The 26,732-nt window shown below is 74.9% G+C and carries 23 protein-coding genes; 13 read left to right on the plus strand and 10 right to left on the minus strand.

Going from position 1 to position 26,732, the window contains the following annotated elements; genetic code table 11:
* Positions 1 to 77: 77 nt before the first annotated feature.
* Positions 78 to 1,697 carry an ABC-F family ATP-binding cassette domain-containing protein gene (locus ACWDNY_RS01200; protein WP_451643598.1) on the plus strand — a complete coding sequence of 540 codons (1,620 nt, stop codon included), beginning with the start codon at positions 78 to 80 and terminating at the stop codon, positions 1,695 to 1,697.
* Between the two features lie 439 nt (positions 1,698 to 2,136).
* On the opposite strand, the gene ACWDNY_RS01205 is transcribed toward ACWDNY_RS01200, so the two are convergent.
* Positions 2,137 to 3,261 (minus strand): baeRF2 domain-containing protein, encoded by a 1,125-nt coding sequence (locus ACWDNY_RS01205; protein ID WP_451643599.1) that lies wholly within the window; start codon positions 3,259 to 3,261, stop codon positions 2,137 to 2,139.
* A 56-nt stretch (positions 3,262 to 3,317) separates the two neighbouring features.
* On the opposite strand from ACWDNY_RS01205, the gene ACWDNY_RS01210 reads away from it, so the two are divergent.
* On the plus strand, positions 3,318 to 3,596 hold the full coding sequence (locus tag ACWDNY_RS01210) for a DUF6158 family protein (protein WP_451643600.1): 279 nt from the start codon (positions 3,318 to 3,320) through the stop codon (positions 3,594 to 3,596).
* Between the two features lie 247 nt (positions 3,597 to 3,843).
* Here ACWDNY_RS01210 and ACWDNY_RS01215 read toward each other — a convergent pair whose 3' ends face one another.
* The 3 genes from ACWDNY_RS01215 to ACWDNY_RS01225 all read right to left on the minus strand — a co-directional run bounded on the left by ACWDNY_RS01215 (position 3,844) and on the right by ACWDNY_RS01225 (position 7,022).
* On the minus strand, positions 3,844 to 4,386 hold the full coding sequence (locus ACWDNY_RS01215; protein WP_451643601.1) for a type 1 glutamine amidotransferase domain-containing protein: 543 nt from the start codon (positions 4,384 to 4,386) through the stop codon (positions 3,844 to 3,846).
* 176 nt (positions 4,387 to 4,562) lie between these two features.
* A complete protein-coding gene (locus ACWDNY_RS01220) occupies positions 4,563 to 5,054 on the minus strand; it encodes a CBS domain-containing protein (RefSeq protein ID WP_451643602.1) in 492 nt (163 codons plus the stop codon).
* A gap of 174 nt (positions 5,055 to 5,228) precedes the next feature.
* On the minus strand, positions 5,229 to 7,022 hold the full coding sequence (locus ACWDNY_RS01225; protein ID WP_451643603.1) for a thiamine pyrophosphate-requiring protein: 1,794 nt from the start codon (positions 7,020 to 7,022) through the stop codon (positions 5,229 to 5,231).
* Between the two features lie 251 nt (positions 7,023 to 7,273).
* Here ACWDNY_RS01225 and ACWDNY_RS01230 point away from each other — a divergent pair, with 251 nt between their 5' ends.
* The 4 genes from ACWDNY_RS01230 to ACWDNY_RS01245 all read left to right on the plus strand — a co-directional run bounded on the left by ACWDNY_RS01230 (position 7,274) and on the right by ACWDNY_RS01245 (position 12,168).
* On the plus strand, positions 7,274 to 8,065 hold the full coding sequence (locus tag ACWDNY_RS01230; RefSeq protein WP_451643604.1) for an RNA polymerase sigma factor SigF: 792 nt from the start codon (positions 7,274 to 7,276) through the stop codon (positions 8,063 to 8,065).
* A 277-nt stretch (positions 8,066 to 8,342) separates the two neighbouring features.
* Positions 8,343 to 9,428, plus strand: coding sequence for a hypothetical protein (locus ACWDNY_RS01235; protein WP_451643605.1), 1,086 nt, complete (start codon positions 8,343 to 8,345; stop codon positions 9,426 to 9,428).
* A gap of 395 nt (positions 9,429 to 9,823) precedes the next feature.
* On the plus strand, positions 9,824 to 11,071 hold the full coding sequence (locus ACWDNY_RS01240; RefSeq protein ID WP_451643606.1) for an aminotransferase class I/II-fold pyridoxal phosphate-dependent enzyme: 1,248 nt from the start codon (positions 9,824 to 9,826) through the stop codon (positions 11,069 to 11,071).
* The gene (locus ACWDNY_RS01245; protein WP_451643607.1) at positions 11,068 to 12,168 is read left to right on the plus strand and encodes an MBL fold metallo-hydrolase; all 1,101 of its coding nucleotides are present in this window, start codon (positions 11,068 to 11,070) and stop codon (positions 12,166 to 12,168) included. Before ACWDNY_RS01240 ends, ACWDNY_RS01245 begins: the two co-directional genes overlap by 4 nt.
* A 92-nt stretch (positions 12,169 to 12,260) precedes the next feature.
* Here the strand turns inward: ACWDNY_RS01245 and ACWDNY_RS01250 are convergent, their stop codons facing one another.
* Both ACWDNY_RS01250 and ACWDNY_RS01255 read right to left on the minus strand, forming a co-directional pair.
* Positions 12,261 to 12,902: a DedA family protein gene (locus ACWDNY_RS01250; protein ID WP_451643608.1), complete on the minus strand. Its 642-nt coding sequence runs from the start codon at positions 12,900 to 12,902 to the stop codon at positions 12,261 to 12,263.
* On the minus strand, positions 12,899 to 13,672 hold the full coding sequence (locus ACWDNY_RS01255; protein WP_451643609.1) for an MBL fold metallo-hydrolase: 774 nt from the start codon (positions 13,670 to 13,672) through the stop codon (positions 12,899 to 12,901). The genes ACWDNY_RS01250 and ACWDNY_RS01255 overlap by 4 nt, the downstream gene beginning before the upstream one ends.
* A gap of 83 nt (positions 13,673 to 13,755) precedes the next feature.
* Here ACWDNY_RS01255 and ACWDNY_RS01260 point away from each other — a divergent pair, with 83 nt between their 5' ends.
* The 4 genes from ACWDNY_RS01260 to dnaK all read left to right on the plus strand — a co-directional run bounded on the left by ACWDNY_RS01260 (position 13,756) and on the right by dnaK (position 19,119).
* On the plus strand, positions 13,756 to 14,193 hold the full coding sequence (locus ACWDNY_RS01260) for a hypothetical protein (RefSeq protein ID WP_451643610.1): 438 nt from the start codon (positions 13,756 to 13,758) through the stop codon (positions 14,191 to 14,193).
* A gap of 75 nt (positions 14,194 to 14,268) precedes the next feature.
* On the plus strand, positions 14,269 to 16,413 hold the full coding sequence (locus ACWDNY_RS01265) for a phage holin family protein (RefSeq protein ID WP_451643611.1): 2,145 nt from the start codon (positions 14,269 to 14,271) through the stop codon (positions 16,411 to 16,413).
* A 187-nt stretch (positions 16,414 to 16,600) separates the two neighbouring features.
* The gene (locus ACWDNY_RS01270; protein WP_451643612.1) at positions 16,601 to 17,026 is read left to right on the plus strand and encodes an OsmC family protein; all 426 of its coding nucleotides are present in this window, start codon (positions 16,601 to 16,603) and stop codon (positions 17,024 to 17,026) included.
* 209 nt (positions 17,027 to 17,235) lie between these two features.
* Positions 17,236 to 19,119, plus strand: a complete 1,884-nt coding sequence (gene dnaK, locus ACWDNY_RS01275) for a molecular chaperone DnaK (protein ID WP_451643613.1) — start codon at positions 17,236 to 17,238, stop codon at positions 19,117 to 19,119.
* A 46-nt stretch (positions 19,120 to 19,165) separates the two neighbouring features.
* On the opposite strand, the gene ACWDNY_RS01280 is transcribed toward dnaK, so the two are convergent.
* A complete protein-coding gene (locus ACWDNY_RS01280; protein WP_451643614.1) occupies positions 19,166 to 20,029 on the minus strand; it encodes a helix-turn-helix domain-containing protein in 864 nt (287 codons plus the stop codon).
* 119 nt (positions 20,030 to 20,148) lie between these two features.
* On the minus strand, positions 20,149 to 21,024 hold the full coding sequence (locus ACWDNY_RS01285; RefSeq protein ID WP_451643615.1) for a helix-turn-helix domain-containing protein: 876 nt from the start codon (positions 21,022 to 21,024) through the stop codon (positions 20,149 to 20,151).
* Between the two features lie 168 nt (positions 21,025 to 21,192).
* Here ACWDNY_RS01285 and ACWDNY_RS01290 point away from each other — a divergent pair, with 168 nt between their 5' ends.
* Complete coding sequence (locus ACWDNY_RS01290) at positions 21,193 to 21,498, plus strand: 4a-hydroxytetrahydrobiopterin dehydratase (protein ID WP_451643616.1); 306 nt, start codon at positions 21,193 to 21,195, stop codon at positions 21,496 to 21,498.
* Between the two features lie 78 nt (positions 21,499 to 21,576).
* On the plus strand, positions 21,577 to 22,326 hold the full coding sequence (locus tag ACWDNY_RS01295) for a class I SAM-dependent methyltransferase (RefSeq protein ID WP_451643617.1): 750 nt from the start codon (positions 21,577 to 21,579) through the stop codon (positions 22,324 to 22,326).
* A 212-nt stretch (positions 22,327 to 22,538) separates the two neighbouring features.
* On the opposite strand, the gene ACWDNY_RS01300 is transcribed toward ACWDNY_RS01295, so the two are convergent.
* Both ACWDNY_RS01300 and ACWDNY_RS01305 read right to left on the minus strand, forming a co-directional pair.
* A complete protein-coding gene (locus tag ACWDNY_RS01300) occupies positions 22,539 to 22,694 on the minus strand; it encodes a DUF6131 family protein (RefSeq protein ID WP_451643618.1) in 156 nt (51 codons plus the stop codon).
* Positions 22,695 to 22,804: 110 nt separating this feature from the next.
* The gene (locus ACWDNY_RS01305) at positions 22,805 to 25,624 is read right to left on the minus strand and encodes a SpoIIE family protein phosphatase (RefSeq protein ID WP_451643619.1); all 2,820 of its coding nucleotides are present in this window, start codon (positions 25,622 to 25,624) and stop codon (positions 22,805 to 22,807) included.
* A 149-nt stretch (positions 25,625 to 25,773) separates the two neighbouring features.
* Between ACWDNY_RS01305 and ACWDNY_RS01310 the strand changes: the two genes are divergently transcribed.
* Positions 25,774 to 26,682, plus strand: coding sequence for a class I SAM-dependent methyltransferase (locus ACWDNY_RS01310; RefSeq protein WP_451643620.1), 909 nt, complete (start codon positions 25,774 to 25,776; stop codon positions 26,680 to 26,682).
* Positions 26,683 to 26,732: the final 50 nt, after the last annotated feature.

Genomic DNA, 26,732 nt, shown 5'->3' on the forward strand with positions numbered 1-26,732 from the left:
CCGCGGCCGGGGGCCGGTCCGCCGGCTTCGGATATGGGTTTGCCGCCGCCAGGGCGCCGCCCGCACAATGCGTCCTCATGGGACATCTGGAAGCCGCGCACCTCGAATACCACCTCCCCGACGGGAGGACGCTGCTCGGCGACGTGTCCTTCCGGGTGGGGGAGGGGGCCGTCGTGGCCCTCGTCGGACCCAACGGCGCCGGCAAGACGACCCTGCTCCGGCTGATCTCCGGCGAGCTGAAGCCGCACGGCGGCAGCGTCACCGTCAGCGGCGGCCTGGGCGTGATGCGGCAGTTCGTGGGCTCCGTACGCGACGAAACGACCGTGCGTGACCTGCTCGTGTCCGTCGCGCCGTCGCGCATCCGCGAGGCGGCGCGGGCCGTCGACGTGGCCGAGCACGCCCTGATGACCGTCGACGACGAGGCCGCCCAGCTGGCGTACGCGCAGTCCCTGGCGGACTGGGCGGAGGCGCGGGGCTACGAGGCCGAGACGCTGTGGGACGTGTGCACCACGGCCGCGCTCGGCGTGCCCTACGAGAAGGCGCAGTGGCGCCAGGTGCGGACCCTGTCCGGCGGCGAGCAGAAGCGGCTGGTCCTGGAGGCGCTGCTGCGCGGCACGGACGAGGTGCTCCTGCTCGACGAGCCGGACAACTACCTCGACGTCCCCGGCAAGCGCTGGCTGGAGGATCGCCTGAAGGAGACCCGCAAGACGGTCCTGTTCGTCTCCCACGACCGCGAACTCCTCGCCCGCGCCGCCGAGAAGATCGTGTCGGTCGAGCCCGGCCCGGCCGGCGCCGACGCCTGGGTGCACGGCGGCGGCTTCGCCACCTACCACGAGGCCCGGCGCGAACGCTTCGCGCGCTTCGAGGAACTGCGCAGGCGCTGGGACGAGAAGCACACCCAGCTGAAGAAGCTGGTGCTGAACCTGCGGCAGGCCGCCAGTGTCAGCCACGAGATGGCGTCCCGCTACCACGCCGCCCAGACCCGGCTGCGCAAGTTCGAGGAGGCCGGCCCGCCGCCCGAGCCGCCGCGCGAGCAGGACATCACCATGCGGCTGAAGGGCGGCCGCACCGGCGTCCGGGCCGTCACCTGCGCGGGGCTGGAGCTGACGGGCCTGATGAAACCGTTCGACCTGGAGGTGTTCTACGGCGAACGGGTCGCCGTCCTCGGCTCCAACGGCTCCGGCAAGTCCCACTTCCTGCGGCTGCTGGCCGGCGAGGACGTCGCGCACACCGGCAGCTGGAAGCTCGGGGCGCGCGTCGTGCCCGGGCACTTCGCGCAGACCCACGCGCACCCCGAACTGCAGGGCCGCACCCTCCTGGACATCCTCTGGAAGGAGCACGCGCAGGACCGGGGCGCCGCCATGTCCCGGTTGCGGCGCTACGAGCTGACCGCGCAGGCCGAGCAGTGCTTCGAGCGGCTCTCGGGCGGCCAGCAGGCCCGCTTCCAGATCCTGCTGCTGGAACTGGCGGGCGCGACGGCCCTGCTGCTGGACGAGCCCACCGACAACCTGGACCTGGAGTCCGCGGAGGCGCTGCAGGAGGGCCTGGAGGCGTTCGAGGGCACGGTGCTCGCGGTCACGCACGACCGCTGGTTCGCCCGTTCCTTCGACCGCTACCTCGTCTTCGGCAGCGACGGCCGCGTCCGCGAGACCCCGGAGCCGGTGTGGGACGAGCGGCGGGTGGAGCGGGCCCGGTAACCGGCGGCCGGACGGCCGCCCGGGTGTTCCCGGCGACCGGTCCTGCCCGGCGACTGGCCCTCCCCGGCCACGGACCCGGCACGGTCGCGGACTTGGCGCGGGCACGGTCGCGGACCCTGGCACCCCCGGGTCGTGGACCGGGGGTGCCGTGGCCGTGGACTCCGGGGCGTCACGGTCGGGGACCTCGGGGAGTTCCCGCGGTGCCGTGGACCTGGCGGCGTCACGGCCGTTGCCCGGCGCCGGCACCCACGCCGCCGGTGCGAGCGCCGGGCGGACCCAGGGACGCCGTGGTGGTGGACGCCGCGGCGCCGCGGCCGTGGACCTCGCGCCACGGTCCCGGACCTGGCGGCGTCACAGGCCGGTACCTCGGAGCGCCCACGGCCCCTGGGCCTCGGGGCGTCACGGGCCCCGGTGGGCTGAGGCCGTGTGGTGCTGTCGCTCACCTCCGCCGCAGGACGGCGCCCAGACCGCCCGCCGGCAGCTCCTCCTCCGCCGCCGCGGACAGCGGCGCCAGCGACATCGCCGGGGCGTCCGTGACCGCCGCGTTGCGGATCAGGGCCTCGTCCGCCCGCACCGCCCACGAGTGCTGTTCGCCGAGGATCGTCAGCTCCGTCCGGCGCTCCGCCAGCTGGTCCGGGTCCTCCCCGATCCACACCCGACGGTGCGGGTCCACACCGTCAGGACGCAGCAGCAGCTCCTCGATTTGCTGCTCGCGGGCCGCTTCGAGCAGCCCCGGCAGGCCCTCGGCCGCCTCCACGCGTCCCCCGGCGTCCGGTGTCCGGGCGGACCGGAAGCGGTCCAGCTCCGCCTCTGCACGCCGGTGGACGTACGCCGCGCGGAGGCCGTCCACGGCGTCGTCCGGCAGCCGGGTGCCGGCGGCGGTGCCGTGCGAGGCCTCCACGACACGCTCGTGCAGCCGCCTGGGCAGCCGCTCCCGCACCTCCCGCAGAGCGCGCGCGTCGCCGACGAGGACCAGCAGGTCGGCGCGGCTCTCCTCCTGGCTGACACTGAGCGCGTCGGCGATCTCCGCCGCGTTGTGCTCCCAGGTGTTCTCCACCTTCAGCTGGAACTGCCGCTCGGACCAGGCGGCGCCGCCGGCGCGGTGGACGGGGTGCCGGCGTCCCGCCACCGCCCGGGCCCGCTGCCGGCCCCGCGCGTCGCGCAGTTCGAAGTCGGCGCCCTTGCGGTCGACGTAGGCGACGATCGCCACGGGGTCCTCGCCCGCCAGGTCCAGCAGCGGCGCCGCACGCGGCAGCGGCGCCCACACGGCCGTGCCGCCGCCCGGCGGGCGGCGGGCCAGACAGGGATCGAGGACGATCCGCCCGCCCCGTGCGAACAGGGCCCGTCCGTGGACGTCCGGGGAGGTGCGCAGGTCCTCGATCGCGTCCTCCACGGCGCGGCAGGTGGCCTCGTCCGCGCCCCGCACGGACAGCTCACCGACCAGTTCCCGGACCGTCGGGCGCCGCTCGCGGGGCGTGTCGTCCGCGTGCCGCGAGGTGTCGACGTACACGGAAGCCCAGGGACCGGTGCGCTCGTAGAGGGGAAGCAGAAAAGCGAGATCCATGGCTTCCTCCCGATGCCGTTCGGGGGTAGTGCGTCCCGGACGGGTACCCGTACCGCATGAACGAACACGACGAGCGGGGCACCACCATGACCGGAGTCGACCCGGGGCGACTGGACGACCAGCAGCTCACGAAGGAGCTGGAGAACATCCACCGCACGCGCCACGACACGCTGCTGTACGGCTCGAACGACGCGCTGCGCGCCCACAACGAGCGCATGGCGCAGCTCGAGGGCGAATGGCTGCGCCGTCATCCGCGGCGGCCCGTCGCCTCCGGCCGCACCCGCGAGGGCGCCCGGGAACGGCAGTGCGGGGAGTCGGCGACTCCCCACACCTGACGCCGGCCGGTCGTGACCCCGCCCGGCCGGTACGCCCCTGGTACACCGGCCGGACACACCCGCGTCCGCCGGTGCGCAGGGTCGGCGGACCGGTCCGCCGACGGCGGGACCACCGCGTCGCCGGGCTTCCTGCCCCGCCGCAGCCGCCGCTCGCAGCGTCCCGGGCGCGCGAACCCCGCCCGCACGGCTCCTACCGGCCGGAGGGCCGTCGCACGGCCGCGGACCGGTTACGTCACCCCGGTTCCCGTCAGGCGCGCGCCTTGGCGAACACGTCCAGGAACGTTTCGCAGAACGCCTTGAGGTCGCCCGGCTTGCGGCTGGTGACCAGCGTGTTCGGGCCGCCCTCACAGACCTTCACCTGCTCGTCGACCCAGGTGGCGCCCGCGTTGCGCAGGTCCGTCCGCAGACTCGGCCAGGAGGTCAGCGTCCGGTCGCGTACGACGTCCGCCTCGATCAGCGTCCAGGGGGCGTGGCAGATCGCGGCGACCGGGCGGCCCTGGTCGAAGAAGGACTTCGCGAACGCCACCGCCTTCTCGTTGAGCCGCAGGAAGTCCGGGTTGGCCACGCCGCCCGGCAGAACCAGACCGTCGAAGGAGTCGGCGGAGACGTCGCCGACGACCGCGTCGACGGGGAACGTGTCCGCCTTGTCCAGGTGGTTGAACGCCTGGATCTCACCCGACTCGGTCGACACGAGCACGGGCTCATGACCGGCGTCGGTGGCCGCCTTCCACGGCTCGGTCAGCTCCACCTGCTCGACGCCCTCGGGTGCGACCAGGAATGCGATACGCATGATGTTCGACGTCCTTTCGTGGGGCACCCACGGGCCTCATGGCCGGCGGGCGCTCGTTTCTTGTTCGTTTCGGTCGCCGGTGCCGGCGACCGCGGGGCCCGGGCGACGGGCACAGGACCGGGACCGCGGTCGGCGGTGGCGCCGGGGCGGTTCGGCGGCGGCCGTGTCGTCACCGCTCACCCGGTGGTCGTGGCGCCCGTTCCGGGCCGCGCGGAGTCCGTGAGCGGCCGTTGCGCCGCGTGCGGGCCCGCCGTGTCCGGTTCCGCCCGGCTGATGTCGGCGAGCGCCGACCCCGCCCGGTCCGCCTCGGCCAGGTCGCCGAGGCTCACCATGCCGACCGGCAGGCCGTCCTCGACGACCGGCAGGCGGCGCACGGCGTGCCGGCGCATCAGCGCGACGGCCGCCGACACCGGGTCGTGCGGGCCGACGACCCGCGGGTCCGGCGTGCATACGGCCCGCACGCTCACCGTCTGCGGGTCACGGCCCTCGGCCACGGCCCGCACCGTGATGTCGCGGTCGGTGAGCACGCCGACGATCTGCTGCCCGTCGGCCACCACCACGTCACCGATGTCCTGGTCGCGCATCAGCTTGGCCGCCTCGGCGATCGAGGCGTCGGGGCGGACGGCGACCACACCGGGTGTCATGACGTCCCTCACGTAATCAGCCATACGCGGGCCCTTCCTGCCTTCCAGTCGGTGGGGCCGCCGCGGCCCCGATCGCCGGCGTGGCCATCGCGTACCCGTGCACGGCGAGCCGACACCGCCCACCTGCGACGGCCACCCGGCGGGCGCGGTGGCCCGTGCCCGCCGGCAGGTGCCCCGCGCCCGCCCGTCCGCCCCGGGCTACGGCTTGTCGCTGCCCGTCAGGAACTCCTGCACCTTCGCCTTCAGACCCTGCTTGACCACGGAACCGCGGTCCGCGTCGCCCTTCAGGATCGCGGCGGCCGTCGCCTCCATCTGCTCCCACGTGGCGTGCGGCGGGATCGGCGGCACCGCCGGGTCGGTCAGGAACTCGACCACCGCCGGCCCGTCGGCCTCCAGCGCCGCCCGCCAGGCCCCCTCGACGTCCTCCGGCCGCTCCACCCGGATGCCGGTCAGCCCCAGGGAGCGGGCGAAGGCGGCGTACTGCACGTCCGGGAGCTCCTGCGAGGGCAGGAACGACGGCGCGCCGCCCATGGACCGCAGCTCCCAGGTGACCTGGTTGAGGTCCCGGTTGTTCCAGATGGCGACCACCAGCCGCGGATCGTCCCACTGGTGCCGGTACTTGGCCGCCGTGATCAGCTCGGCCATGCCGTTCATCTGCATCGCGCCGTCCCCGACCAAGGCGATCGCGGGCCGGTCCGGGTGGGCGAACTTCGCGCCGATCGCGTACGGCACCGCGCAGCCCATCGTTGCCAGCGTGCCCGACAGCGAGGAGCGCATCGCGCCCCGCATCGTCAGGTGCCGGGCGTACCAGTTGGCGGTGGAACCGGAGTCGGAGGTGATGATCGCGTTCTCCGGCAGCAGCGGGTCCAGCGCGCGGGCCGCGTACTCCGGGTTGACCGGGTCGGCCGACAGGCCCGCCCGCCGCTCCATCACGTCGTGCCAGCGCCGCACGTTGTCGCACACGGTGTCGAACCACTCGCGGCCGCGGTCCGGGTTCAGCAGCGGGATCAGCCGCTCCAGCGTCGCCCGCGCGTCGCCGACGAGGTTCACCTCGTACGGGTAGCGCATGCCGACCATGTGCGGGTCGATGTCGATCTGCACGCCGCGGGCCGACCCGAACTTCGGCAGGAACTGGCTGTACGGGAACGAGGAGCCGATCGTCAGCAGGGTGTCGCAGTCGCGCATCAGCTCGTACGACGGGCGGGTACCGAGCAGGCCGATCGAGCCGGTCACGTAGGGCAGTTCGTCACTGAGGACGTCCTTGCCGAGCAGCGCCTTGGCGACGCCGGCACCGAGCAGCTCGGCGATCCGCTCGACCTCCGTCCGCGCCCCCGAGGCGCCCTGGCCGACCAGGATCGCCACCTTGTCGCCGGCGTTGAGGACCTCGGCGGCCCGCTGCAGCGCGTCCTCGCCGGGGACCGCCGTCCAGGCGCTGCGGTCCAGACTTGAGGGCACCATCTTGAACTCGTGCGTCGGTGGCGAGTAGTCGAGATCCTGCACGTCGCCGGGGATGATGACCGCGGTCGGGCAGCGGCGGGCGTACGCGGTGCGGATCGCCCGGTCCAGCACGTTCGGCAGCTGCTCGGGGACCGTCACCGTCTCCACGAAGTCGGAGGCGACGTCCTTGAACAGCGTGTGCAGGTCGACCTCCTGCTGGTAGGAGCCGCCCATCGCGGTGCGGTGCGTCTGCCCGACGATCGCGAGCACCGGCACATGGTCGAGCTTCGCGTCGTACAGGCCGTTGAGCAGGTGGATCGCGCCCGGCCCGGACGTCGCCACGCACACGCCGAGGCGTCCGCTGAACTTGGCGTAGCCCACGGCCTGCAGGGCGGCCGTCTCCTCGTGCCGGGCCTGCACGAAGCGCGGTTGGTCATCGGCCCGGCCCCAGGCGGCGAGCAGCCCGTTGATGCCGTCACCGGGGTAGCCGAAGACCTCCTCCACACCCCACTCGCGCAGACGCTGCAGGATGTGGTCGCCGACCTTGGTACTCATGAGAACGGACCTCCCGGGGGGCGGGGACAGCGGGCACAGTCGGGATCACGTGTCACCCGGCGCGGCCCCGCGAAAACCTGCCCGGGTGTTTGCCTTCGCCGCCCCGGGGCAGGCGCGCAGTCAGTGTTTCGGACCGGAGGCACGTCCGTGGGACCGCCACGGCGGGCCGCCGGACGTGCGCGTCCGCTGCGTGGCCGCCCTCCCACGGTGACCGTCCACCCAGAACACCCCCGAGGGAGTTGGGACGCAGCATGCGAACCGCCAGCGCCAGGCGCCATCCGCACGACGACGCACCCGCCACCGAGGAGGCCTTCCGCAGACTCGCCACCCTGCCGGCCGGAGAGCGGCGGGACGGACTGCGCGACGAGATCGTGCGGGCCTGGCTGCCGATGGCCGACCGGCTCGCGGGCCGTTTCCGCGGCCGCGGCGAGAGCTACGAGGACCTGCGCCAGATCGCGGCGCTCGGCCTGGTCAAGGCCGTCGACCGCTACGACCCGGACCGCGGCCACGCCTTCGAGAGCTACGCCGTGCCCACCGTCACCGGCGAGATCAAGCGGCACTTCCGCGACCACATGTGGACCCTGCACGTGCCGCGCCGGGTGCAGGACCTGCGCAACCAGGTCCGCGCCGCCACCCGGGAGCTGTCCCAGACCGCCTCGGGGGACCGCCCCGGCGTCGCCGAGATCGCCGAGCACGCCGGCCTGAGCGAGGAGGAGGTCCGGACCGGGCTGGAGGCACTGGACAGCTTCACGGCGCTCTCGCTGGACGCGGAGCTGCCCGGCAGCAACGACGGCTATTCCCTGAGCGACGCGCTCGGCGCGCCGGACCCCGCGCTGGACACCGTCGTCGACCGTGAGGCCGTCAAGCCGCGGCTGGCGGCCCTGCCCGAGCGGGAGCGGGCCATCCTGTACCTGCGCTTCTTCGGCGACCTGACGCAGAGCCGGATCGCCGAGCGGATGGGGATGTCCCAGATGCACGTCTCCCGGGTGATCAGCCGCTGCTGCGACCGGCTGCGGGAGCAGGTGCTGCGCGAGACGGGGTAGCGGCCGGCGCGCCGCCCCCCCGGCGGGGGCGGACGTCGGTGGCGCCGATGTCGGCGGGGCGTGGGGCCGCTCGGTCGGGCGCTCGGTCGGGGGCGGTCGGCGGCGCGGATGCCGGGCGAGCGCGGCCCTCTGCTCCGCTCACCCGCACGGCTGTCTGTGTCCCGCTAACGGACGGCCCCGGGAGCCGGGGGCGCGCGGCCCGCCCGGGGACGGGTTGTGATGGCAGACAGGCACACGCGCTGTGCCGCACCGCTGCCGGTCGTGAGGAGCCGCATCCATGCGTCGCACCGCCCGTTCCCTGTCCGTCGTCCTGGCCGGCCTCATAGCGGGTGCCGCCGCTCCGGTCGCCTCCGCCGCCGGCGCCCCGGCCGCGACGCCCGGGCCCGATCCGGTCCGGTCCGCCGTCGGCGCCCCGGCCGGCTTCTCCTGCGCGCCGGGCGACCCCGCCTGCGGGGCCGGGGCCGGCGAGCGGGCCGGTCGGGTGCGGGCCGGGCGCCCCCTCGCCCCGGACCCGTCCCGCCGGGACACCGGCGCCCCGGCTTCCCCGGCCGGTGGACTGTCCCGGGCCCCGTCCACCGGCGGGCCGCCCCCGGTTCCGTCCGCCGGTGGCCCGCCGCCGGTGCCGTCCGCCGGCGGCCCGCCCCCGGCCCTGTCCACCGGCGGGCCGCCCCCGGTTCCGTCCGCCGGTGGCCCGCCCGGCGGCTACGCCGCCCAGGGTGGCCCCGTCGGCGCGCCTCCGGTGGATTCCCTCTCCGACGGGCCGGGCTCCGGCGCCTCCGAGGGCGGCGAGCCGCGCGGCGAGGCTTCGGACCCGTTCGGCCTGGGCGTACCCCAGGGCCCCGGGCTGGACGCGGGGTCCGAGGCCGGGCCGGGCGTGGGCTCCGGTGTGCCGCCGACCGGCGCCTCGTCGTCGGCGGGCGCCGGCCTGAGTCCCCTGCGGGCCGACCCGGGCGACGACTTCCCGCAGGAAGCCCCCCGCGCCCCCTCCGGCGACGGCACCTCGCGTGACTCCTCCGACGACGGCACCTCGCCTGACCCCTCCCGCGGCGAGGGCGGCTGGGGCGAGACGGGTCAGGACCAGGGAACGCGCGACGGGGGAGGCCAGGACGAGGACGGCGGCGAGTCCGGCCACGACGAGGACGGCGACGACTCGGCCCACGAAGAGGGAGCCCATGACGGGGGCCGGGGCGGCGACGGCCAGGCGAAGGACACCGGCGACGTGACGCAGCACGGCGTGGAGGCGGGGGAGGGCGGCTCGTTCACCACGTCCGTCCCGGCCCTGGCCGTCGGCGGCCTGCTGATCGCGGCGGCGTTCGGCGCCGCCGCGCAGCGGCTGTGGCGCCGCTGGAGGCCGGCGTGCTGACCCGGGCCGTGGGTCGGGGGGACGGCGCGTTGAGCGGGGCGGTGGGTCGGGAGGGCGGCGTGTTGATCGGGGCGGTGGGTCGGGGGGACGGCGCGTTGATCGGGGCGGTGGGTCGGGGGGACGGCGTGCTGACCGGGGCGGTGGGTCGGGGGGACGGCGTGCTGACCGGGGCGGTGGGCCAGGAGGATGGCGCGCCGTCCCGGGCCGTGGGTCGCGGCCGGTGTGACCGTCGCAACCCGGCCGGGCGGCCATGACAAGGGCCCGTCCTGGGTACTCGCCCACCGTGGCACGGCCCCCGCCGTACGCACGGCCCGGCCCGGCACGATGCGGACCCCCACGGACCGCCCGGCCCGACGGCGACAGGACACGGCACCAGGCACTGCGCGGAGGTGGCGATGCGGCGGACGGCTCCGGAGGGCCACGGCCCCGTCCGTTACGGGCCCGCCCTCCCCGACGACGGCCTGCCGGTGCTGCCCGAACTGTCCGCCGCGCTCGTCGCCGCCGCGGGACGCCACGAGGAACGCCCGATCGGCGGCGGGGCCGCGCTGACCGACGCCGCCTGCGGGTACTGGACGCGGCGCGGGCTGTCCACCCGGCCCGGCCGCGTGGTCGCGGCGCCCGGCGCGCCCTCCCTGCTGCTCGCGCTGACCGCCGCGCTCGGCGGCGACGTGCTGGTGCCCAGGCCGTGCGCCGCCTGGTGGGCGCCGTACGCACGCCTGCTGGGCCGCCCCGTCTTCCACGTGGCCACAGCCGCCGAGTCCGGCGGTGTCCCGGACCCCTACGTCCTTCTGGAGACCGTCCGCCGGGTCCGCGCCGAGGGCGGCGATCCGCGGCTGGTCGTGCTGTCCGTCGCCGACGACCCCACCGCCACCGTCGCGCCACCGGAGGTGCTGCACGAGACCGTCGAGGCCGCCGCGGGCGAGGGGCTGCACCTCGTCAGCGACGAGACCTGGCGGGACACCGTGCACGAGCCCCACGAGACGGTCCTGCTCAGCCCAGCCGAGATGCTGCCCGAACGGGTCACCGTCGTCACCGACCTGGCCGGCGCGCTGCTGCCCACCGGCTGGCCCGCGGCCGTCGCCCGCTTCCCCGCGGGCGCCACCGGGGACGCCCTGCACGCGCGCGTGCTGGACGTCCTCACCGCGCTCGACGCCCGCATCGCCGAACCCGTCGCCGCGGCCGCCGCCTACGCCCTCGACGAACCGGAGCCGGTCACCGCGCGCACCACCGCGACCGTGCGGCTGCACGCGCGCCTGGCCCGCGCCGCGTACGCCGTCGTGACCGCCTCCGGCGCGCTCGCCCGGCCGCCCCGGGCCGGCCGCCACCTGTACGCCGACCTCGGCCCGCTGCGCGCCGCGCTCACCGCCCACCAGGTCGGCGACGCGCAGGAGTTGGAGGACTTCCTCACCGCCCGCCTCGGCATGCCGGCACCGGGCGGCCACCGCTTCGGCGACGACCTCGGCGAACTGCGGGTGCGGCTGTCCACCGCCGAACTCCTCGGCGGTACGGACGAGGAGCGCGAGGAATGCCTCTCGTCACCCTCACCGTTGGAACTGCCGCCCGTACAACGCGCGTTGACCTCCTTGAAAACGGTCTTCGACGATCTTTGCGACGACGCTCAGCGATGGGAGCCTCCTCGATGACGCAGCAGTCCGAGTCGATCACGCCCACGACCACCCGGGACGCCGGCGATCCGGTGGCCTCCCCAGCGCTCGCTCCGCCGCTGACCGCCCCCCGGCCGCCGGGGGAGCGGCGGGTGTGGCCGCGCACCTTCCACGACCGTCTCACCGCTCCGCTGCCCGGGCTGCGGGCCTACGCCCGTTTCGTGCGGGAGGGCGCCGTACGGCCGGACAGAGCGGGCCTCGCCGACATCCCGCGCCTGCCCTACGAACCGGGCCCGCTGCCCCGCGTGGACGCGGGGGCCGTCGCCGTCACCTGGGCGGGACACGCGAGCTGGGTGGTGCGCATCGGCGGGCTCACCGTGCTCACCGACCCGGTGTGGTCCCGGCGGATCATCGGCACCCCGGCCAGAGTGACCCCCGTCGGCGTCGCCTGGGAGGCGCTGCCACCCGTCGACGCGGTCGTCATCAGCCACAACCACTACGACCATCTGGACGCCCCCACCCTGCGCCGCCTGCCACGCGACACACCGGTGTTCGTGCCGGCCGGGCTCGGCCGCTGGTTCCACCGCCGCCGCTTCACCCGCGTCACCGAACTCGACTGGTGGGAGGGCGCCGAACTGCGTGCGGGGGACGGCGCCCCGGGAACCTCGCCGGGAAGCGGCGGTCGTAGCCACGCCGCCGTCCGCTTCGACTTCGTGCCCGCGCACCACTGGTCCAAGCGCACCCTCACCGACACCTGCCGCAGCCTGTGGGGCGGCTGGGTGCTGACCGCGCCCGACGGCCGGCGCGTCTACTTCGCCGGCGACACCGGCTACGGCCACTGGTTCTCGCGCATCGGCCGCCGCTACCCCGGCATCGACCTGGCCCTGCTCCCCATCGGCGCCTACGACCCGCGGTGGTGGCTCAGGGACGTGCACTGCGACCCGGAGGAGGCGGTCATGGCCGCGCAGGACCTCGGCGCCCGCCGCATGGCCCCGATGCACTGGGGCACGTTCGTCCTCTCCGCCGAGCCGGTCCTGGAACCGCTCACGCGCGTACGGGCCGCCTGGCAGAACGCGGGCCTGCCCCGTGAGGACCTGTGGGACCTGCCCGTGGGCGGGTCCCGGGTGCTGGACTGAGGCCCGGCGCGGTGGTGGCCCGCCCCCGGGTGACCGGGGCCGCCGCCCCGGGTCCCGGGACGGACGGAACCGGGCGCCCGCGGCCAGGCGTGTCAGCTCGACCGGTGCACCGGCGACGACCCCCGCACCCGGCGCCACAGACCCGGGGCCGCACCGACCAGCACCGTCAGGACGACCGCGGCCACCACGCCCTCCCACGGCTCGGTGAACAGCGAGCCGCCGAGGACGCCGATCAGCTCGTACGTCAGGGCCCAGGCCAGGCAGGCCGGGAGGTTGCCGCGGGAGAAGCGGCGCAGCGGCCACTTCGCCAGCAGGCACGCCAGCATCACCGGTATGCGGCCGGCCGGCACCAGCCGGGACAGCACCAGCACCGTCACCCCGTGCCTGGCGAGCTTGTCCTGGGCCTGTTGCAGCCGGTCCTCCGGCGCGCGGTCCCGTATCGCCTCCAGCCACCGGGACCCGTTCTTCGAGCGCATCCCGCGCTGCCCCAGCCAGTACAGCGTCGCGTCGCCGAGGAACGCGGCCAGCGCGGCCGTGAGGAAGACCAGCAGCATCGACAGCGGCGCCGCCTGGTGGAAGGCGACCACCGCCGCCGAGCTGACCAGCGCCCCGGTCGGCACCACCGGGACCAGCGCACCGATCAGCACCAGCAGGAACAGCGACGGATACCCCACCGCCCGCTGCGTCGACACCGGCGGCACGACCGTCGTCACGACGGTGGCGAGCCACGTCACCGGGCGACCTCCAGACGGACGCTCTGCCCGTGCCCGAGCCGGTGCACCCGCACCGCCGGCGCGTGACGCGCCGCCAGGCGCACGAACTCCTCGCCCGGCGCGTGGAATTCGTGCGGGCGCACGGCGTCCATCCCGATCGGCCAGTACGTGCCGTAGTGCACCGGCACCGCCATGTACGGCTCCAGCCGCGCCAGGGCCCGCGCCGCCCGGCCCGCGTCGAGGTGACCCTCGCCGAGGTACGGCCCCCATCCGCCCACCGGCAGCAGCGCCGCGTCGACCGGACCGACCTCCCGCGCCATCGACTCGAACAGGCCGGTGTCCCCGGCGAAGTACGTACGGGCCTCGCCCTCGACGACGTAGCCCAGCGCGGGGGAGCGGCGCGGCCCGACGGGCAGCCGCCGCCCGTCGTGCTCCGCGGGCACCACCCGCACGACGAGACCGCCCACGTCGACGCGGTCGCCCGGCGCGACCTCGGTCATCCGCAGCCGGTCCAGCCGGCGCAGCCCCGGCACGGAACGCGGTGCGCCCCGGGGTACGAACAGGGGCGTACCCGGGGCGAGCCGGGCCAGCGAGGGCACGTGCAGGTGGTCGGCGTGCAGGTGCGACACAAGCACCACGTCCGCGTCCCAGGCGTCCGGCGGGGGCAGGGCGCCGCGCCGGCGCCGCAGGTGCGCGAGCCGGCGCGCGAACAGTGGATCGGTGAGGACGCGCACGTTCGAGTCCTCGACGGTGCAGGTGGCGTGACCCCACCACGTGATCTCCACCGGCACTCCGTTTCCTCCTTCGCGCGACTCCCCAGAGCCTACGTCCAGCGGTAGGGTCGGCGGCTGGAACCCGGCAGTGAGGGGACGCCATGGGGAGAGCACCGGGTGCCCGGGACGGGGACGCCGCCGCAGGGGTACGTGTCACCGCGATCGCGAGCCTGACACCCCTGGAGGAACTGCACGACGACCCCTTCCTGGTCGACTCGCGCAGCCAGCACGCCATGTGCGCGCGGTGGGCCGCCGAGCACGGGTACGTCGTCGCACGGGAACTGCTGGTCCGCCGGCTGCGGCCCGACCACTGCGCCCTGTGGGACGGGATGCGTCCCGGCGTCGACCTGTTCGTCGCCCCCAGCCACCGCGTGCTGGAGAAGGCGCTGTCCTCCGTGGAGGAGTTCACCGCCGAGTGCGCGCGCCGGGGCGTGCGCGTGGAGACGGTGGGGCAGGCCGAACCCTCCTACGACGCGCAGATGATGGCCCGGGTGCACCGGCGGCTGTCCATGCCGACGGCCGGCTACGACGGCCGGTAGCGGCTCCCCCCGCCGCGTGTGACAGGGTGGGGCGAGGCCCACCGGTGACGGGCCGGGACGTGAGGTGTGAGGGTCGTGCGGGGCGGGCGGTGGCGCGCAGTCGCCAGTCAGGTCGGGCGGAGCCTCACGGTGTGGGTCGTCTCCACCCTCACCCTGCTCCTCCTCGCCGGCGTCCTGCCGGACTTCCAGTTGCAGTCCCCCGGCGGCGACAGCGCCACCCGCATCGCCGTCACCGCCGCGCTCGGCGCGGGCGCCTTCGGTCTGCTGTCGGCCCTCGTCTGGCCGCTGCTGGTCCGGCTGCTGCTCCTGGTGCCCGCGCTCGTCCTCGGGCTGCTGGTGTTCTTCCTCAACGGCTCGCTGCTGCTGCTCGCCCTGCGCGTCAGCCCCTCCGGCCGGCCGGAGGCCGCACCCGAGACCGCCGTCATCGTCGCCGCCGTGATGTCCGCGGTCGCCTCGGCCACCGGCGCCGCCCTCGCCGTACGGGACGACGACGCCTACCGGCGCCGGCTCTACCGGCTCGCCGACCGCCGGCGAAGACGGCAGCCGTCCGGCCCGTCCACGCCCGGCACCGTCTTCGTGCAGCTCGACGGTGTGGGTCACGACGTCCTGTTGGACGCGGTCGGCCAGGGCCTGATGCCGACCGTCGCCCGCTGGCTGGGCACCGACCCGGGCGGCCGGCCCACCCACCGGCTCACCCCCTGGCGCACCGACTGGTCCAGCCAGACCGGCGCCAGCCAGCTCGGCATCCTGCACGGCTCCAACCACGACGTCCCCGCCTTCCGCTGGTACGAGAAGGACACCGGCGAGGTGATGGTCTGCAACCGTCCCTCCGGCGCCGTCGAACTCCAGCGCCGTGCCGTGGCACACACCGGCGACGGCGGGCTGCTCACCGTCGACGGGGCCAGCCGCGGCAACCTGTTCAGCGGCGGCGCCGGCGAACTCGCGCTCGTGCTGTCGGTCTCCGCGCGCCGCGGCCGCGAGAACCGCTCACGCGCGGGCTACTTCGCCTACTTCTCCGACCCCGCCAACGCCGTGCGCACCGCGCTGTCCTTCGCCGCCGAGGTCGGCCGCGAGATCGGCCAGTCCGTCCAGGCCCGGATCCGCAGGCAGCGTCCGCGCGTCGGCCGTGGCGGCCTCTACCCCCTCGTGCGGGCCTTCGCCACCGTCGTCGAACGGGACGTCGTCGTCGCCGCGGTCATGGGCGATCTGCTCGGCGGGCGCAGCGCCGTCTACGCCGACCTCGTCGCCTACGACGAGGTGGCCCACCACTCCGGGCCGCGCAGCCGGGACGCCGCGAAGGTGCTGCACCGCCTGGACCGCGCCCTCGCACTGATCGAGAAGGCCGCCGACAACGCCCCCCGCCCCTACCGGATCGTCGTCCTGTCCGACCACGGCCAGAGCCCCGGCGAGACGTTCCGCTCCCGGTACGGCCTCACCCTGGGCGACCTGGTCCGGGCGGGCTGCGGACTGCCCGTCCCGCGCCGCGCCGAGCACACCCGGAGCGGCGCCGAGGCGCGGGCCGCGGTCCGTGTCGCGCTGCGCAGGCCGGAGGAGCACCACGAGCGCCACCGGCCCTCCGGCCGGCACAGCGAACCGGTCGTGCTCGCCTCCGGCAACCTCGGCCTGGTGTCCTTCCCCGACGTGCCGCACCGCATGAGCAAGGAGGAGATCGACGCCCGTCACCCGGCGCTGCTGGCCACGCTCGCCAACCACCCCGGCGTCGGTTTCCTGCTCGTGCGCAGCGAGGAGCACGGCGGGGTCGTCCTCGGCGCGCGCGGCGCGGAGATATCGCTGGACGACCTCGACGCCGATCCCGGCCCGCTCGCCCCGTTCGGGCCCGGCGCCGCCGACGCCGTGCGGCGCACGCACTCCTTCCCGCACGCCGCCGACATCATGGTGAACTCCTTCCACGACCCCGCCGACGGCGAGGTCCTCGCCTTCGAGGAGCAGATCGGCTCCCACGGCGGTCTCGGCGGCGCCCAGACCCGCCCGTTCCTGCTGTCGCCGCTCGCCCTCTCCCCGCCGGCCGCGGAGGCCGGGGAGGCCGGGGAGGCCGGGGAGGCCGGGGAGGCCGGGGAGGCCGGGGAGGCCGGGGAGGCTGCGGAGGCCGGCGAAATCGTCGGCGCCGAGCACGTCCACCGCGTCCTGCGCCGCTGGCTGCGCGAGTCCCACGGACCGCAGGTGCCGCTCCAGCAACCGGAGGGCCGGCGGGTCGCGTAGGGGCCGTCCGCGGCCGGACACTCCACCGGAACCCGCCCGGGACGCGCCATCGGTCCGCCGGACGCGCGCCCGCAACGCGCCACCGGTCTGCCGCGTGCGCCGGGCCGGAATGTGATCGGATGGGTCCCGGCGACCCGGCAACGGGATTGCCGCGTCAGGACACAGCCGCATTTCGGAAGGATGCACCGTGGCAACCACGCGCACCGCTCACACCGTCTGGGAAGGCAACCTGCTCGAGGGCAACGGCGTCGTCACCTTCGACTCCTCCGGCATCGGCCAGCAGCCGGTGACCTGGGCGTCGCGCGCCGAGCAGGCGAACGGCAGGACCAGCCCCGAGGAACTGATCGCCGCCGCCCACTCCAGCTGTTTCTCCATGGCGCTGTCGCACGGCCTGGCCGGCGCCGGCACCCCGCCCACCAAGCTCGAGACCAGGGCCGACGTGGACTTCCAGCCGGGTGAGGGCATCACCGGGATCCACCTCACCGTCGAGGGCGCCGTCCCCGGCATCGACAACGACGCGTTCGTCGCCGCCGCCGAGGACGCCAAGAAGAACTGCCCGGTCAGCCAGGCCCTGGCGGGCACGAAGATCACCCTGTCGGCGAAGCTCGCCTGACCTCCGTCCGCGGTGCCGGGCCCCGTCCCCGGTGGCGCGGCACGAGCGGTCTGCCCGCCGCGCCCGGCCCCGCTCGGGCGCGGCCGGGCCGTTTTCCGGTCGCGCCCGGCCCGGGTCTTTCCGTCCCGGCCGGTTCCCCGCATTGACAACGACCGTCCCCGGTTCTGTGCTGATAAGGGGGATGTGTCCGCTGCCGGAAGGGGCCGAAGATGGCACGCGCGGTCGGGATCGATCTGGGGACGACGAACTCGGTGGTGGCCGTCCTGGAGGGCGGCGAGCCCACCGTCGTCGCCAACGCCGAGGGCGCGCGGACCACGCCCTCGGTCGTGGCGTTCGCCAAGAACGGCGAGGTGCTCGTCGGCGAGGTCGCCAAACGGCAGGCCGTGACGAACGTGGAGCGCACCGCGCGCTCCGTCAAGCGGCACATGGGCGACGCGCACTGGCGCTTCCCCGAGCACGGCTCCGTCGACGGCACCCGCTACCGGGCGCAGGAGCTGTCGGCGCGCGTGCTGCAGAAGCTGAAGCGGGACGCGGAGTCCTACCTCGGCGAGGACGTCACCGACGCGGTGATCACCGTCCCCGCCTACTTCGACGACGCCCAGCGCCAGGCGACGAAGGAGGCCGGTGAGATCGCCGGCCTGAACGTGCTCCGTATCATCAACGAGCCGACCGCCGCCGCCCTCGCCTACGGTCTCGACCGCGGCGAGGAGCAGACCGTCCTCGTCTTCGACCTCGGCGGCGGCACCTTCGACGTCTCCCTGCTGGAGATCGGCGAAGGGGTCATCGAGGTCAAGGCCACCAACGGCGACACCCACCTCGGCGGCGACGACTGGGACCAGCGGGTCGTCGAGTACCTCGTCAAACGGTTCAAGGGCCAGTACGGCGTCGACCTGGACCGGGACAACATGGCGCTGCAACGACTGCGCGAGGCCGCGGAGAAGGCCAAGATCGAGCTGTCCTCGTCCTCCGAGACCACCGTCAACCTGCCCTACATCACCGCCTCCGCCGAGGGCCCGCTCCACCTCGACGAGAAGCTGACCCGCGCCCAGTTCCAGGAGCTCACCGCGGACCTGCTCGACCGCTGCAGGCAGCCCTTCCACCAGGCCGTCAAGGACGCCGGCGTCAAGCTGTCCGCCGTCGACCACGTGATCCTCGTCGGCGGCTCCACCCGCATGCCCGCGGTCACCGACCTGGTCAAGGACCTCACCGGCAAGGACCCGCACAAGGGCGTCAACCCCGACGAGGTCGTCGCCGTGGGCGCCGCCCTCCAGGCCGGTGTCATCCGCGGCGACGTCAAGGACGTCCTCCTGCTCGACGTCACCCCGCTGTCCCTCGGCATCGAGACCAAGGGCGGCATCATGACCAAGCTGATCGAACGCAACACGACCATCCCCACCCGGCGTTCGGAGATCTTCACCACGGCCACCGACAACCAGCCCTCGGTCGGCATCCAGGTGTACCAGGGCGAACGCGAGATCGCCGCGTACAACAAGAAGCTCGGCGTCTTCGACCTGACCGGCCTGCCGCCCTCGCCGCGCGGCGTCCCGCAGATCGAGGTCGCCTTCGACATCGACGCCAACGGCATCATGCACGTCTCCGCCAAGGACCTGGCGACCGGACGCGAGCAGAAGATGACCGTCACCGGCGGCTCGGCGCTGCCCAAGGACGACATCGACCGCATGATGCGGGAGGCCGAGCAGTACGCCGAGGAGGACCGCCGGCGCCGCGAGGAGGCCGAGACCCGCAACCAGGCCGAGCAACTCGTCTACCAGACCGAGAGGTTCCTGCGCGACAACCCCGACCGGATCCCCGGGGACGTCAGGAGCGAGGTGGAGGCGGCGACCGCGGAGGTCAGGAGCCAACTGGAGCGCAACGGAGACACCGGTTCCCTGCGGACGGCCGTCGAGCACCTCGCCGGCGTCAGCCAGAAGATGGGCCAGGCGATGTACGCCCAGGCCCCCCAGGACCGGCCCGAGGACACCGGCCCCCGCGCGGAGGACACCGGGCGGCACAACACGGCGCACGGTGAGGACGGCGTCGTCGACGCGGAGATCGTCGACGACGACCGGGACGCCAAGGGCGGAGCCGCCTGAACCTGCCGGGCCCGGCGCCGCCCGCCGGGCCCGCTCTCCGGCCCTTTCAGTACCGGTCGCGGTACTCCCGCAGGATCTCCAGCGTGCGCCGCGGCGACGCGGCGCGGGCCGTCATGTGGTCCAGCACCTCGAGATGCGTGGAGATCTCCGTGCGTGAGTCCAGGTACAGCGCGCCGGTCAGGTACTCCGTGTAGACGAGGTCGGGCAGCTCCGGCTCGGCGAAACGGAACAGCGAGAACGGCGCGTACGTCCCCGGGTGCGGCCCGGCCGCGAACTCGGCCACCTGCAGCGTGACGCGATCCCGGACCGCGTACTCCAGCAGCTTTTCCAGCTGGCCGCGCATCACCCGGCCGCCCGCGCTCACCGGGCGCGCCAGCACCGTCTCGTCCACCATCACCCACAGGTGCGGCGGACCCTGCCGCTCCAGCAGCCGCTGCCGGGCCATGCGCAGGGACACGTGCCGCTCCACCGCCTCCGGGCCGCCGCGCCCCGCCGTCCCGCTCTCCAGCACCGCCCGCGCGTACTCCTCGGTCTGCAGCAGCCCGGGCACGAAGTGCGGCTCGTAGGACCGGATCAGCCGGGCGGCGCCCTCCAGACTCACGTACAGGCTGAACCACTCCGGCAGCACGTCGTGGTACCGCTGCCACCAGCCCGGCCGGTTCGCGTCCTCCACCAGCGTCACGAAGGCAGCGGCCTCCTCGCCGCGGACCCCGTACGCCGACAGCAGCATCTGCACGTAGGGGATCTTCAGCGAGACCTCGGCCATCTCCATCCGCCGCACCGTCGCGGGCGCCACACGCAGCACCCGAGCCGCCTCCTCGCGCCCGAGGCCGGCCGCCTCCCGCAACTCCTGGAGCCTCCTGCCGAGCACCACCTGGCCCACCGTGGGCGCGGCCCGCCGCTCACTCACCCCACGCCTCACCGCCCGCCGCACGCTTTCGCCGTCGACACCCCGTGATCAGTGTGTCACGGGGCGCGCGTGGCGCATACCGGTGCGACGCCCACCGGTGCGGCCGGCATCGGTCCCTCTCACCCCGCCGCCGTGTGCAGGTACTTGGCCGTCGCCGGGTCGGCGGGCAGGAACGTCTCGATCGCCAGTTCCGCCACCGTGACATCCATCGGGGTGTTGAAGGTGGAGATCGAGGAGACGAACGACAGCACCCGGCCCCCGTGCTCGATCCGCAGGGGCAGCGCCACGTACGGCACGCCCCCGGCCACCTGGCCGTCGCCGCCGGTCCGGGGCACCGGGTACGCCGCCACCTCCTCGTACAGCGCGCGCAGCTCCCGCGAGCGGTGCAGCGCGATCTGCCGCTCCATCTGCGCCAGCAGATGCCCGCGCCACTCCCGCAGGTTGCGGATGCGCGGCGCGAGCCCCCGCGGGTGCAGCGTCAGCCGCATCGCGTTCAGCGGCGGCACGAGCAGCGACTCCGCGACGCCCTCCAGCAGCATCGCGATGCCCCGGTTCGCCGTCACCACGCCGTACGTGGCGTCCACCACCAGCGCCGGATAGGGCTCGTAGCCCTGGATCAGCCGCTCCAGGCCCTCCCGCAGCGCGTCAAGGGACGGGTCGTCCAGCGGGGTCTCCGGATAGTGCGGGGCGTAACCGGCCGCCAGCAGCAGGGCGTTGCGCTCCCGCATCGGCACGTGCAGGTGCTCCGCCAGCCGCAGCACCATCTCCTCGCTGGGCCGTGAGCGGCCCGTCTCGATGAAACTGATGTGCCGGGCCGACGAGCCGGCCCGCGACGCGAGCTCCAGCTGACTGACCCGGCGTCGCTCCCGCCACGCCCGCAGCAGCGGCCCGGCTCCCCGGGCCGCGCCCGCGGGCGCGGAGGCCTGCGGCACGGTGGTGGACGGTTCGGGGACCGCGGACGCTGCGGCACCGGACGCGGACACGACAGAGGTCATACGGTCGACCGTAGCCGAGGAGGGGCGCACGGGGCGCCGGAACGAGCCGCGGGCGACCCGCTCCGGCCGCCTGCCTCCGCACCCCCGGGCAGCTTCCCTGACCAGGGACGCGACGGCCTTCCTGTGGCACTCTGAACTCGACCGCGTCACCAGGAAGGGGTCGATCCCATGCCCGTCGAACCGTTGTCGCAGCAGCAGATCGAGGAGCGGCTGGCCGACCTGCCGGGCTGGTCCCTCGACGGCGACCGCCTGACCCGCTCGTACCGGCTGCCCTCCCACTTCGCGGCGACGGCGATGGTCGTGCACATCTCCCAGGTCCAGGAGGAACTCGACCACCACTCCGACCTGACCCTCGGCTACCACACCGTCTCCCTCAGCGTGAACACGCACTGCGCCGGCGGTGCGATCACCGAGAAGGACTTCGAACTCGCCCGCAGGGTGCGCGACCTGGCACCGGGGCACGGGGCGCGCTGAACCGCGGCGGGACGGGGGCCGCCGCACCGGAGCACGCGCACGGGCGGCCACCCGTGCCGGACGGACGCAGGGGGAGCCGTGCTGGACTACGAGAAGGAAGCGGAGCACTACGATGCCGCGCGGGGCGGTGAGCCCAGGGCCGAGGCCGCCGCGCGGGCTCTTCTCGGCCTCCTGCCGTCCCGGGCCGGCAGCCTGCTCGACGTCGGCTGCGGCACCGGCATCGTGACCCGGCGGCTGGCCGCGGCCCGCCCCGGCCTGCGGGTGACCGGCGCCGACCGGGCTCCGGCGATGGCCCGGCAGGCGGCCGCCCGCCTGCCCGGCGCCGTCGTCCTCGCCGACGCCCGCCGCCTGCCCTTCCCCGACGGCCGCTTCGACGCCGTCACCAGTGTGTGGCTGCTGCACCTCGCGCCCGGCCCCGCGGACGCGGAGGCCATCGTCGCCGAGTGCGCCCGGGTGCTCAGGCCCGGGGGCGTGTACGTCACCACCGTCGACAAGGCCGCCGCGCACAACGTGGGCAGCGACATCGACGTCGTGCTCGCCTCCCGGCCGCGCAGCCCGGTCCGGGACGCCGCCGCGGCCGTCACCGGGTACGCCGCCGCGCACGGCCTGGTGCCGGCCGGGCAGGCCCGCTTCCCCGGCCTGGGCCAGGGGCGCAGCCCCCGCAGCACCATCGCCGACCTCAGGCGCGGCTGGTTCGTGACGCTGCCGCCCGGCGGGCCGCTCGCCGAGGACTACGCCGTCAGGCTGGCGGCCCTGCCCGACCAGGACCGGCCCCGCCCCGACCCGGTGTTCACGGTGCGGGCCTACCGCAGAGGCGCGGACAGCTGAACCCACGGTCGCGGCGCCCGTGCCCCGCCGGCGGCCGAGGACACGCGGCGGCCCCGCCCAACGGCGCCGGTGACGCGTCGTCCGGCGGACAACCGGGTGAAGTCCGTGGGCACGGCGGCGGTACGCCCGTGTGCGGCGGCCGCCGTGCCCGTCGGCCGGGGAAGGACCACGCGGCCCTATGGAGGCCGGGGCCGTGCAGGACCGTCCGACGGTCACCAGTAATGGCGGCGCCCCCCGACCGCGTGACCCAGGGCGCCCGCGATCCACAGAACGGCGCCGATCACGACGAGGATGATGCCGATCGTCCACAGGATGGAGATCCCGAAGACGAAACCCAGGACGAGCAGGATGATGCCGAGGGTGATCACGGCGGCCTCCCGATGAGAGTCGTGCTCCTCTCACTGTGCGCCGGAAGCCGTCACTTGTCGCTCCGACGGAGCCGGAGTCCGACGGGGCGCACCGTTCCGCGCCGCCGTGCTCACAGCGCTTGATCGCCGAACTGTTCCAGGAGGACGTCGACCGGCAACTGGCTCACGGGACCGGGCACCTCCTCGTGCAGGAGCTGCTCGGCCCAGATCACCTTGCCGCGGGGCGTGTACCGCGTCCCCCACCGCTCGGCGAACTGCGCGACGAGGAACAGACCCCGCCCGCCCTCGTCCGTGGTCTCCGCCCGCCGCAGCCGCGGCGAGGTGCTGCTGCCGTCCGCCACCTCGCAGATCAGACAGCGGCCGCGGAGCAGGCGCACCGTCACCGGGGGCGACCCGTACCTGATCGCGTTCGTGACCAGCTCGCTCAGGATCAGTTCCGTGGTGGTGGCCGTCTCCTCCAGCCCCCACCCTTCCAGCACCCGGCGGCACTCGGCCCGCACGGCGGGCACCGCGGCCGTGTCCGGGGGCACGGTCCACTCGGCGACCCGCGACGGCGGAACCCGCCGGGTGCGCGCCGCCAGCAGGGCGATGTCGTCGCAGAGGTGGGCCGGCTTCAGCTCGTCGATCACCGCCTGGCACGTCTCCTCCGCGGTGCGCCCCTCTGTGCAGGCCAGTGCCCGGCAGAGCCTGTCCAGCCCGTCGTCGATGTCGCGGCCGGCCTGCTTGACCAGTCCGTCGGTGAACAGGACCAGCTGGGACCCCTCCGGCAGGTGCAGCTCGGCGGTCTCGACGGGGTAGCCGCCCAGGCCGAGCGGGGGCGAGGCCGGCACGTCGGGGCGGGTGACGGTCCCGTCCGGGTTCACCACCATGGGGCAGGGATGCCCCGCGCGGGCCATCGTGCAGATCCCCGTCACCGGATCGTAGATCGCGTACAGGCACGTCGCTCCGGTCACGTCCTCCGTCTGCCGGCCGTCCGGGGCGCGGCCGTCCCCGTTCTCGTCGTTCTCGTCGTTCTCGTCGTCCAGGCGGACGACCAGGTCGTCCAGGTTCCCGAGCACCTCGTCCACGGGGAGGTCGAGGGTGGAGAAGTTGTGCACCGCGGTGCGCAGCCGCCCCATCGTCGCCGCCGCGTGCAGCCCGTGGCCGACGACGTCGCCCATCACCAGCGCCACGCGCGAGCCCGGCATCGGGATGACGTCGAACCAGTCCCCGCCCACCCCCGCCTCCGACGGCACGTACCGCCAGGCCACCTCCAGTGCGTCCTGCTCCGGCTGTCCCCGCGGCAGCAGGCTGCGCTGCAGCGTCACCGTCATGGCGTGCTCGCGGGTGAACCTCCGGGCATTGTCGAGGGCCACCGCGGCCCGCGCGGCCAGCTCCTCAGCGAAGGCCACGTCCTCCGGCTCGAACGCGGGGGAGCGGTCCGTGCGGTAGAAGTGCGCCAGGCCCAGGGGCACGCCGCGGGCCCGCAGCGGCACGGTCACCAGCGAGCGCAGTCCGAGGTCCAGGGCCCTGCGGGCGCGCTCGGGATCCTGTTCCCGCCAGGCGCGGGCCTGCCGCAGGTCCGCCTCCAGCACGCCCCGGCCCTCCCGCAGCGCCAGCATCTGCGGGGTGTCCGGCGCGAACGTGATCACCTGGCCCTCGGGGTACAGCGGCAGCGTCCGCCGGTCCCCGCCGACCGCCGTACGTCGCAGATGCCGCCATCCCTCCGCCGTCGGCTCCCACCCCCGCGTCACCGCGTCCACCAGGTCCACCATGACGACGTCGGCGAACCGGGGCGCCGCCACCTCGACGAGCTCCCGGGCCGTACGCTCCACGTCCAGCGTCGTCCCTATCCGCACCCCCGCCTCGTACAGCAGCTTCAGCTGCCCCAGGGCCACCTCGGCCCGCCCCGAGACCTTCGCCAGCTCCGTGGTGTCCCGCAGCGTCACCACGCTGCCCGCGTGGTCCGCGTCCGGGAAGGTGGGCCGCTTGTTCACCACCAGCAGCCGGTCCAGCGCGGGGAGGACCTCGTCGGTGACCGCGTCGCAGGACATGAGCAGACGCGTCATCCGCTCGGGGAGCCCCAGCTCCGCCACGTGCCGCCCCTGCGCGTCGGCGGGCAGGCCCAGCAGGCGCCTGGCCTCGTCGTTGGCGAGCAGCAGCCGGCCGTCCTCGCCGGTGATCAGCACCCCTTCCCGCACCGCGTGCAGCACGGCGTCGTGATGCTCGTACAGCCGTGCCAGCTCCAGCGGGGCCAGGCCGCGCGTCTGCCGCAGCAGCCGCCGGGCCACCAGGGTCGTCCCCGTCGCGGCCAACCCCAGCGCGGCCACGCCGGCGGCGAAGATGATCGGCAGCTGGGGCGTCCACAGCCTGGCCACGTTCCTGACGGTGATCCCGGCGGAGACCAGGCCGACGACGGAGCCGCGCGCGTCGGTCACCGGGACCACCGCCTGCACCGCCGTCCCGCCGCTCTGGGGCAGGGGCGGCCCGCCGGCCTGCTCGACGACGGTACGGCCCTGCAGCGCCGGCCCGATGTTGCCGACGAACTTCTTCCCGATCTCCCGCGGGTAGGGGTACGTGTAGCGGATCCCCTGGGTGTTCATGACGACTATGAAGTCGACGCCCGCCTTCTTCCGCGCCTCCTCCGCCCACGGCTGCAGTACCGCGGTGGGGTCCGGGCTGCGCAGGGCCTGCCGCACGCCGGGGGCGGCGGCGAAGGACTGGGCGGCCACGACCGACTCGCGGCGCCCCTGCCTGAGGGCGTCCCACGACGCCTGCAGGATGACGGAGGCCGTGGCGGCCAGGACGACCAGCACCACGACCGCGATCTGGAGAAGGAACACCTGCCCCGCCGTACTGCGCGGGCTGAGTACGGAAAGGCGCTGAGCCCGTGTGCCGTCAGTGGGCGGGGGAGACGAAGGGGTCCGAGACGGGCCGGAGGATTCCCTCATACACCTACATAACACCGCGGGGCGAGCCCGGGTCGACTCGCCCGCCGTGCGGCCCTCCGCCTGCTTTTTGCCGCCCCGGCAACGCGAGTGGCCCCCGCGCGGCGCGTCGGCGCACCCTGACCGCACACACCGACGAGAGGCTGACGACCATGGCACACCAGGCCCACGACACCCCGTCCTCCGGCCACCGGCACCACGACCCCGGCCACCACCACACCGCCCTGGACTGGGCGGAGCTCGCCGCAGAGCTGGAGACGCAGGCGGAGCTGTTCACCCCGCTGTACGCGCGGGCCCTGGCCTGGCTGGCCGGGACGACGCCCGCGCCGGGCCTGATCGTCGACGCGGGCAGCGGACCCGGCGTCGTGTCGTGCCTGTTCGCCGAGACGTTCCCGGGCGCCCGGGTCGTGGCCGTCGACAGTTCCGAGCCGCTGCTCGAGCGGGCCCGCGACCGGGCCGCCCGCCAGGGCTTCGCCGGGCGCTTCGGCACCGTCACCGGTGAACTGCCCGGCGTGCTGGAGCGGCTGGACCACCCGGCCGACCTGCTGTGGGCGAGCCGCAGCCTGCACCACCTCGGCGACCAGAAGGTCGCGCTCACGGCGTTCGCCGCCCGGCTGGCGCCCGGCGGCACCCTGGCCCTGCTGGAGGGCGGGCTGCCCGCACGGTTCCTGCCCCGCGACATCGGCATCGGCCGCCCGGGGCTGCAGGCACGGCTCGACGCGGTGCAGGAGGAGTGGTTCGCGCGGATGCGGGCCGACCTGCCCGGAGCCGTCGCCGAGACCGAGGACTGGCCCGTGCTGCTGACCGCGGCCGGCCTGAAGCACACCGGCACCCGCAGCTTCCTGCTGGACCTGCCCGCCCCCGCGTCCGACCGGGCCCGCGCGCACCTGGTCGCGTTCCTGACCCGGACCCGTGACACCTGCGGAGAGACCCTCGACGCCGACGACCGCGCCACCCTCGACCGTCTCCTCGACCCGGACGACCCGGCGGGCCTGCGGCGCCGGCCGGACGTGTTTCTGCTGGCGGCGCACACCGTCCACACCGCCGTCCGACCGCTCTGAGCCGCGCCGGGGCCCCCGAGGCGTGGTGATCAGGCCCGGGCCGCCGTGTC

Source organism: Streptomyces sp. NPDC003697, from assembly GCF_053587115.1.

Bases quoted from the DNA above. Each gene is read 5' to 3' on its own strand.
- ACWDNY_RS01260 (WP_451643610.1), top strand. From the start codon at position 13,756: ATGGGGAGAGCACCGGGTGCCCGGGACGGGGACGCCGCCGCAGGGGTA.
- ACWDNY_RS01235 (WP_451643605.1), top strand. From the start codon at position 8,343: ATGCGTCGCACCGCCCGTTCCCTGTCCGTCGTCCTGGCCGGCCTCATA.
- ACWDNY_RS01205 (WP_451643599.1), bottom strand. From the start codon at position 3,261: ATGGATCTCGCTTTTCTGCTTCCCCTCTACGAGCGCACCGGTCCCTGG.
- ACWDNY_RS01200 (WP_451643598.1), top strand. From the start codon at position 78: ATGGGACATCTGGAAGCCGCGCACCTCGAATACCACCTCCCCGACGGG.
- ACWDNY_RS01245 (WP_451643607.1), top strand. From the start codon at position 11,068: ATGACGCAGCAGTCCGAGTCGATCACGCCCACGACCACCCGGGACGCC.
- ACWDNY_RS01230 (WP_451643604.1), top strand. From the start codon at position 7,274: ATGCGAACCGCCAGCGCCAGGCGCCATCCGCACGACGACGCACCCGCC.
- ACWDNY_RS01215 (WP_451643601.1), bottom strand. From the start codon at position 4,386: ATGCGTATCGCATTCCTGGTCGCACCCGAGGGCGTCGAGCAGGTGGAG.
- ACWDNY_RS01240 (WP_451643606.1), top strand. From the start codon at position 9,824: ATGCGGCGGACGGCTCCGGAGGGCCACGGCCCCGTCCGTTACGGGCCC.
- ACWDNY_RS01210 (WP_451643600.1), top strand. From the start codon at position 3,318: ATGAACGAACACGACGAGCGGGGCACCACCATGACCGGAGTCGACCCG.
- ACWDNY_RS01220 (WP_451643602.1), bottom strand. From the start codon at position 5,054: ATGGCTGATTACGTGAGGGACGTCATGACACCCGGTGTGGTCGCCGTC.
- ACWDNY_RS01225 (WP_451643603.1), bottom strand. From the start codon at position 7,022: ATGAGTACCAAGGTCGGCGACCACATCCTGCAGCGTCTGCGCGAGTGG.
- ACWDNY_RS01290 (WP_451643616.1), top strand. From the start codon at position 21,193: ATGCCCGTCGAACCGTTGTCGCAGCAGCAGATCGAGGAGCGGCTGGCC.
- ACWDNY_RS01305 (WP_451643619.1), bottom strand. From the start codon at position 25,624: ATGAGGGAATCCTCCGGCCCGTCTCGGACCCCTTCGTCTCCCCCGCCC.
- ACWDNY_RS01310 (WP_451643620.1), top strand. From the start codon at position 25,774: ATGGCACACCAGGCCCACGACACCCCGTCCTCCGGCCACCGGCACCAC.
- dnaK (WP_451643613.1), top strand. From the start codon at position 17,236: ATGGCACGCGCGGTCGGGATCGATCTGGGGACGACGAACTCGGTGGTG.
- ACWDNY_RS01285 (WP_451643615.1), bottom strand. From the start codon at position 21,024: ATGACCTCTGTCGTGTCCGCGTCCGGTGCCGCAGCGTCCGCGGTCCCC.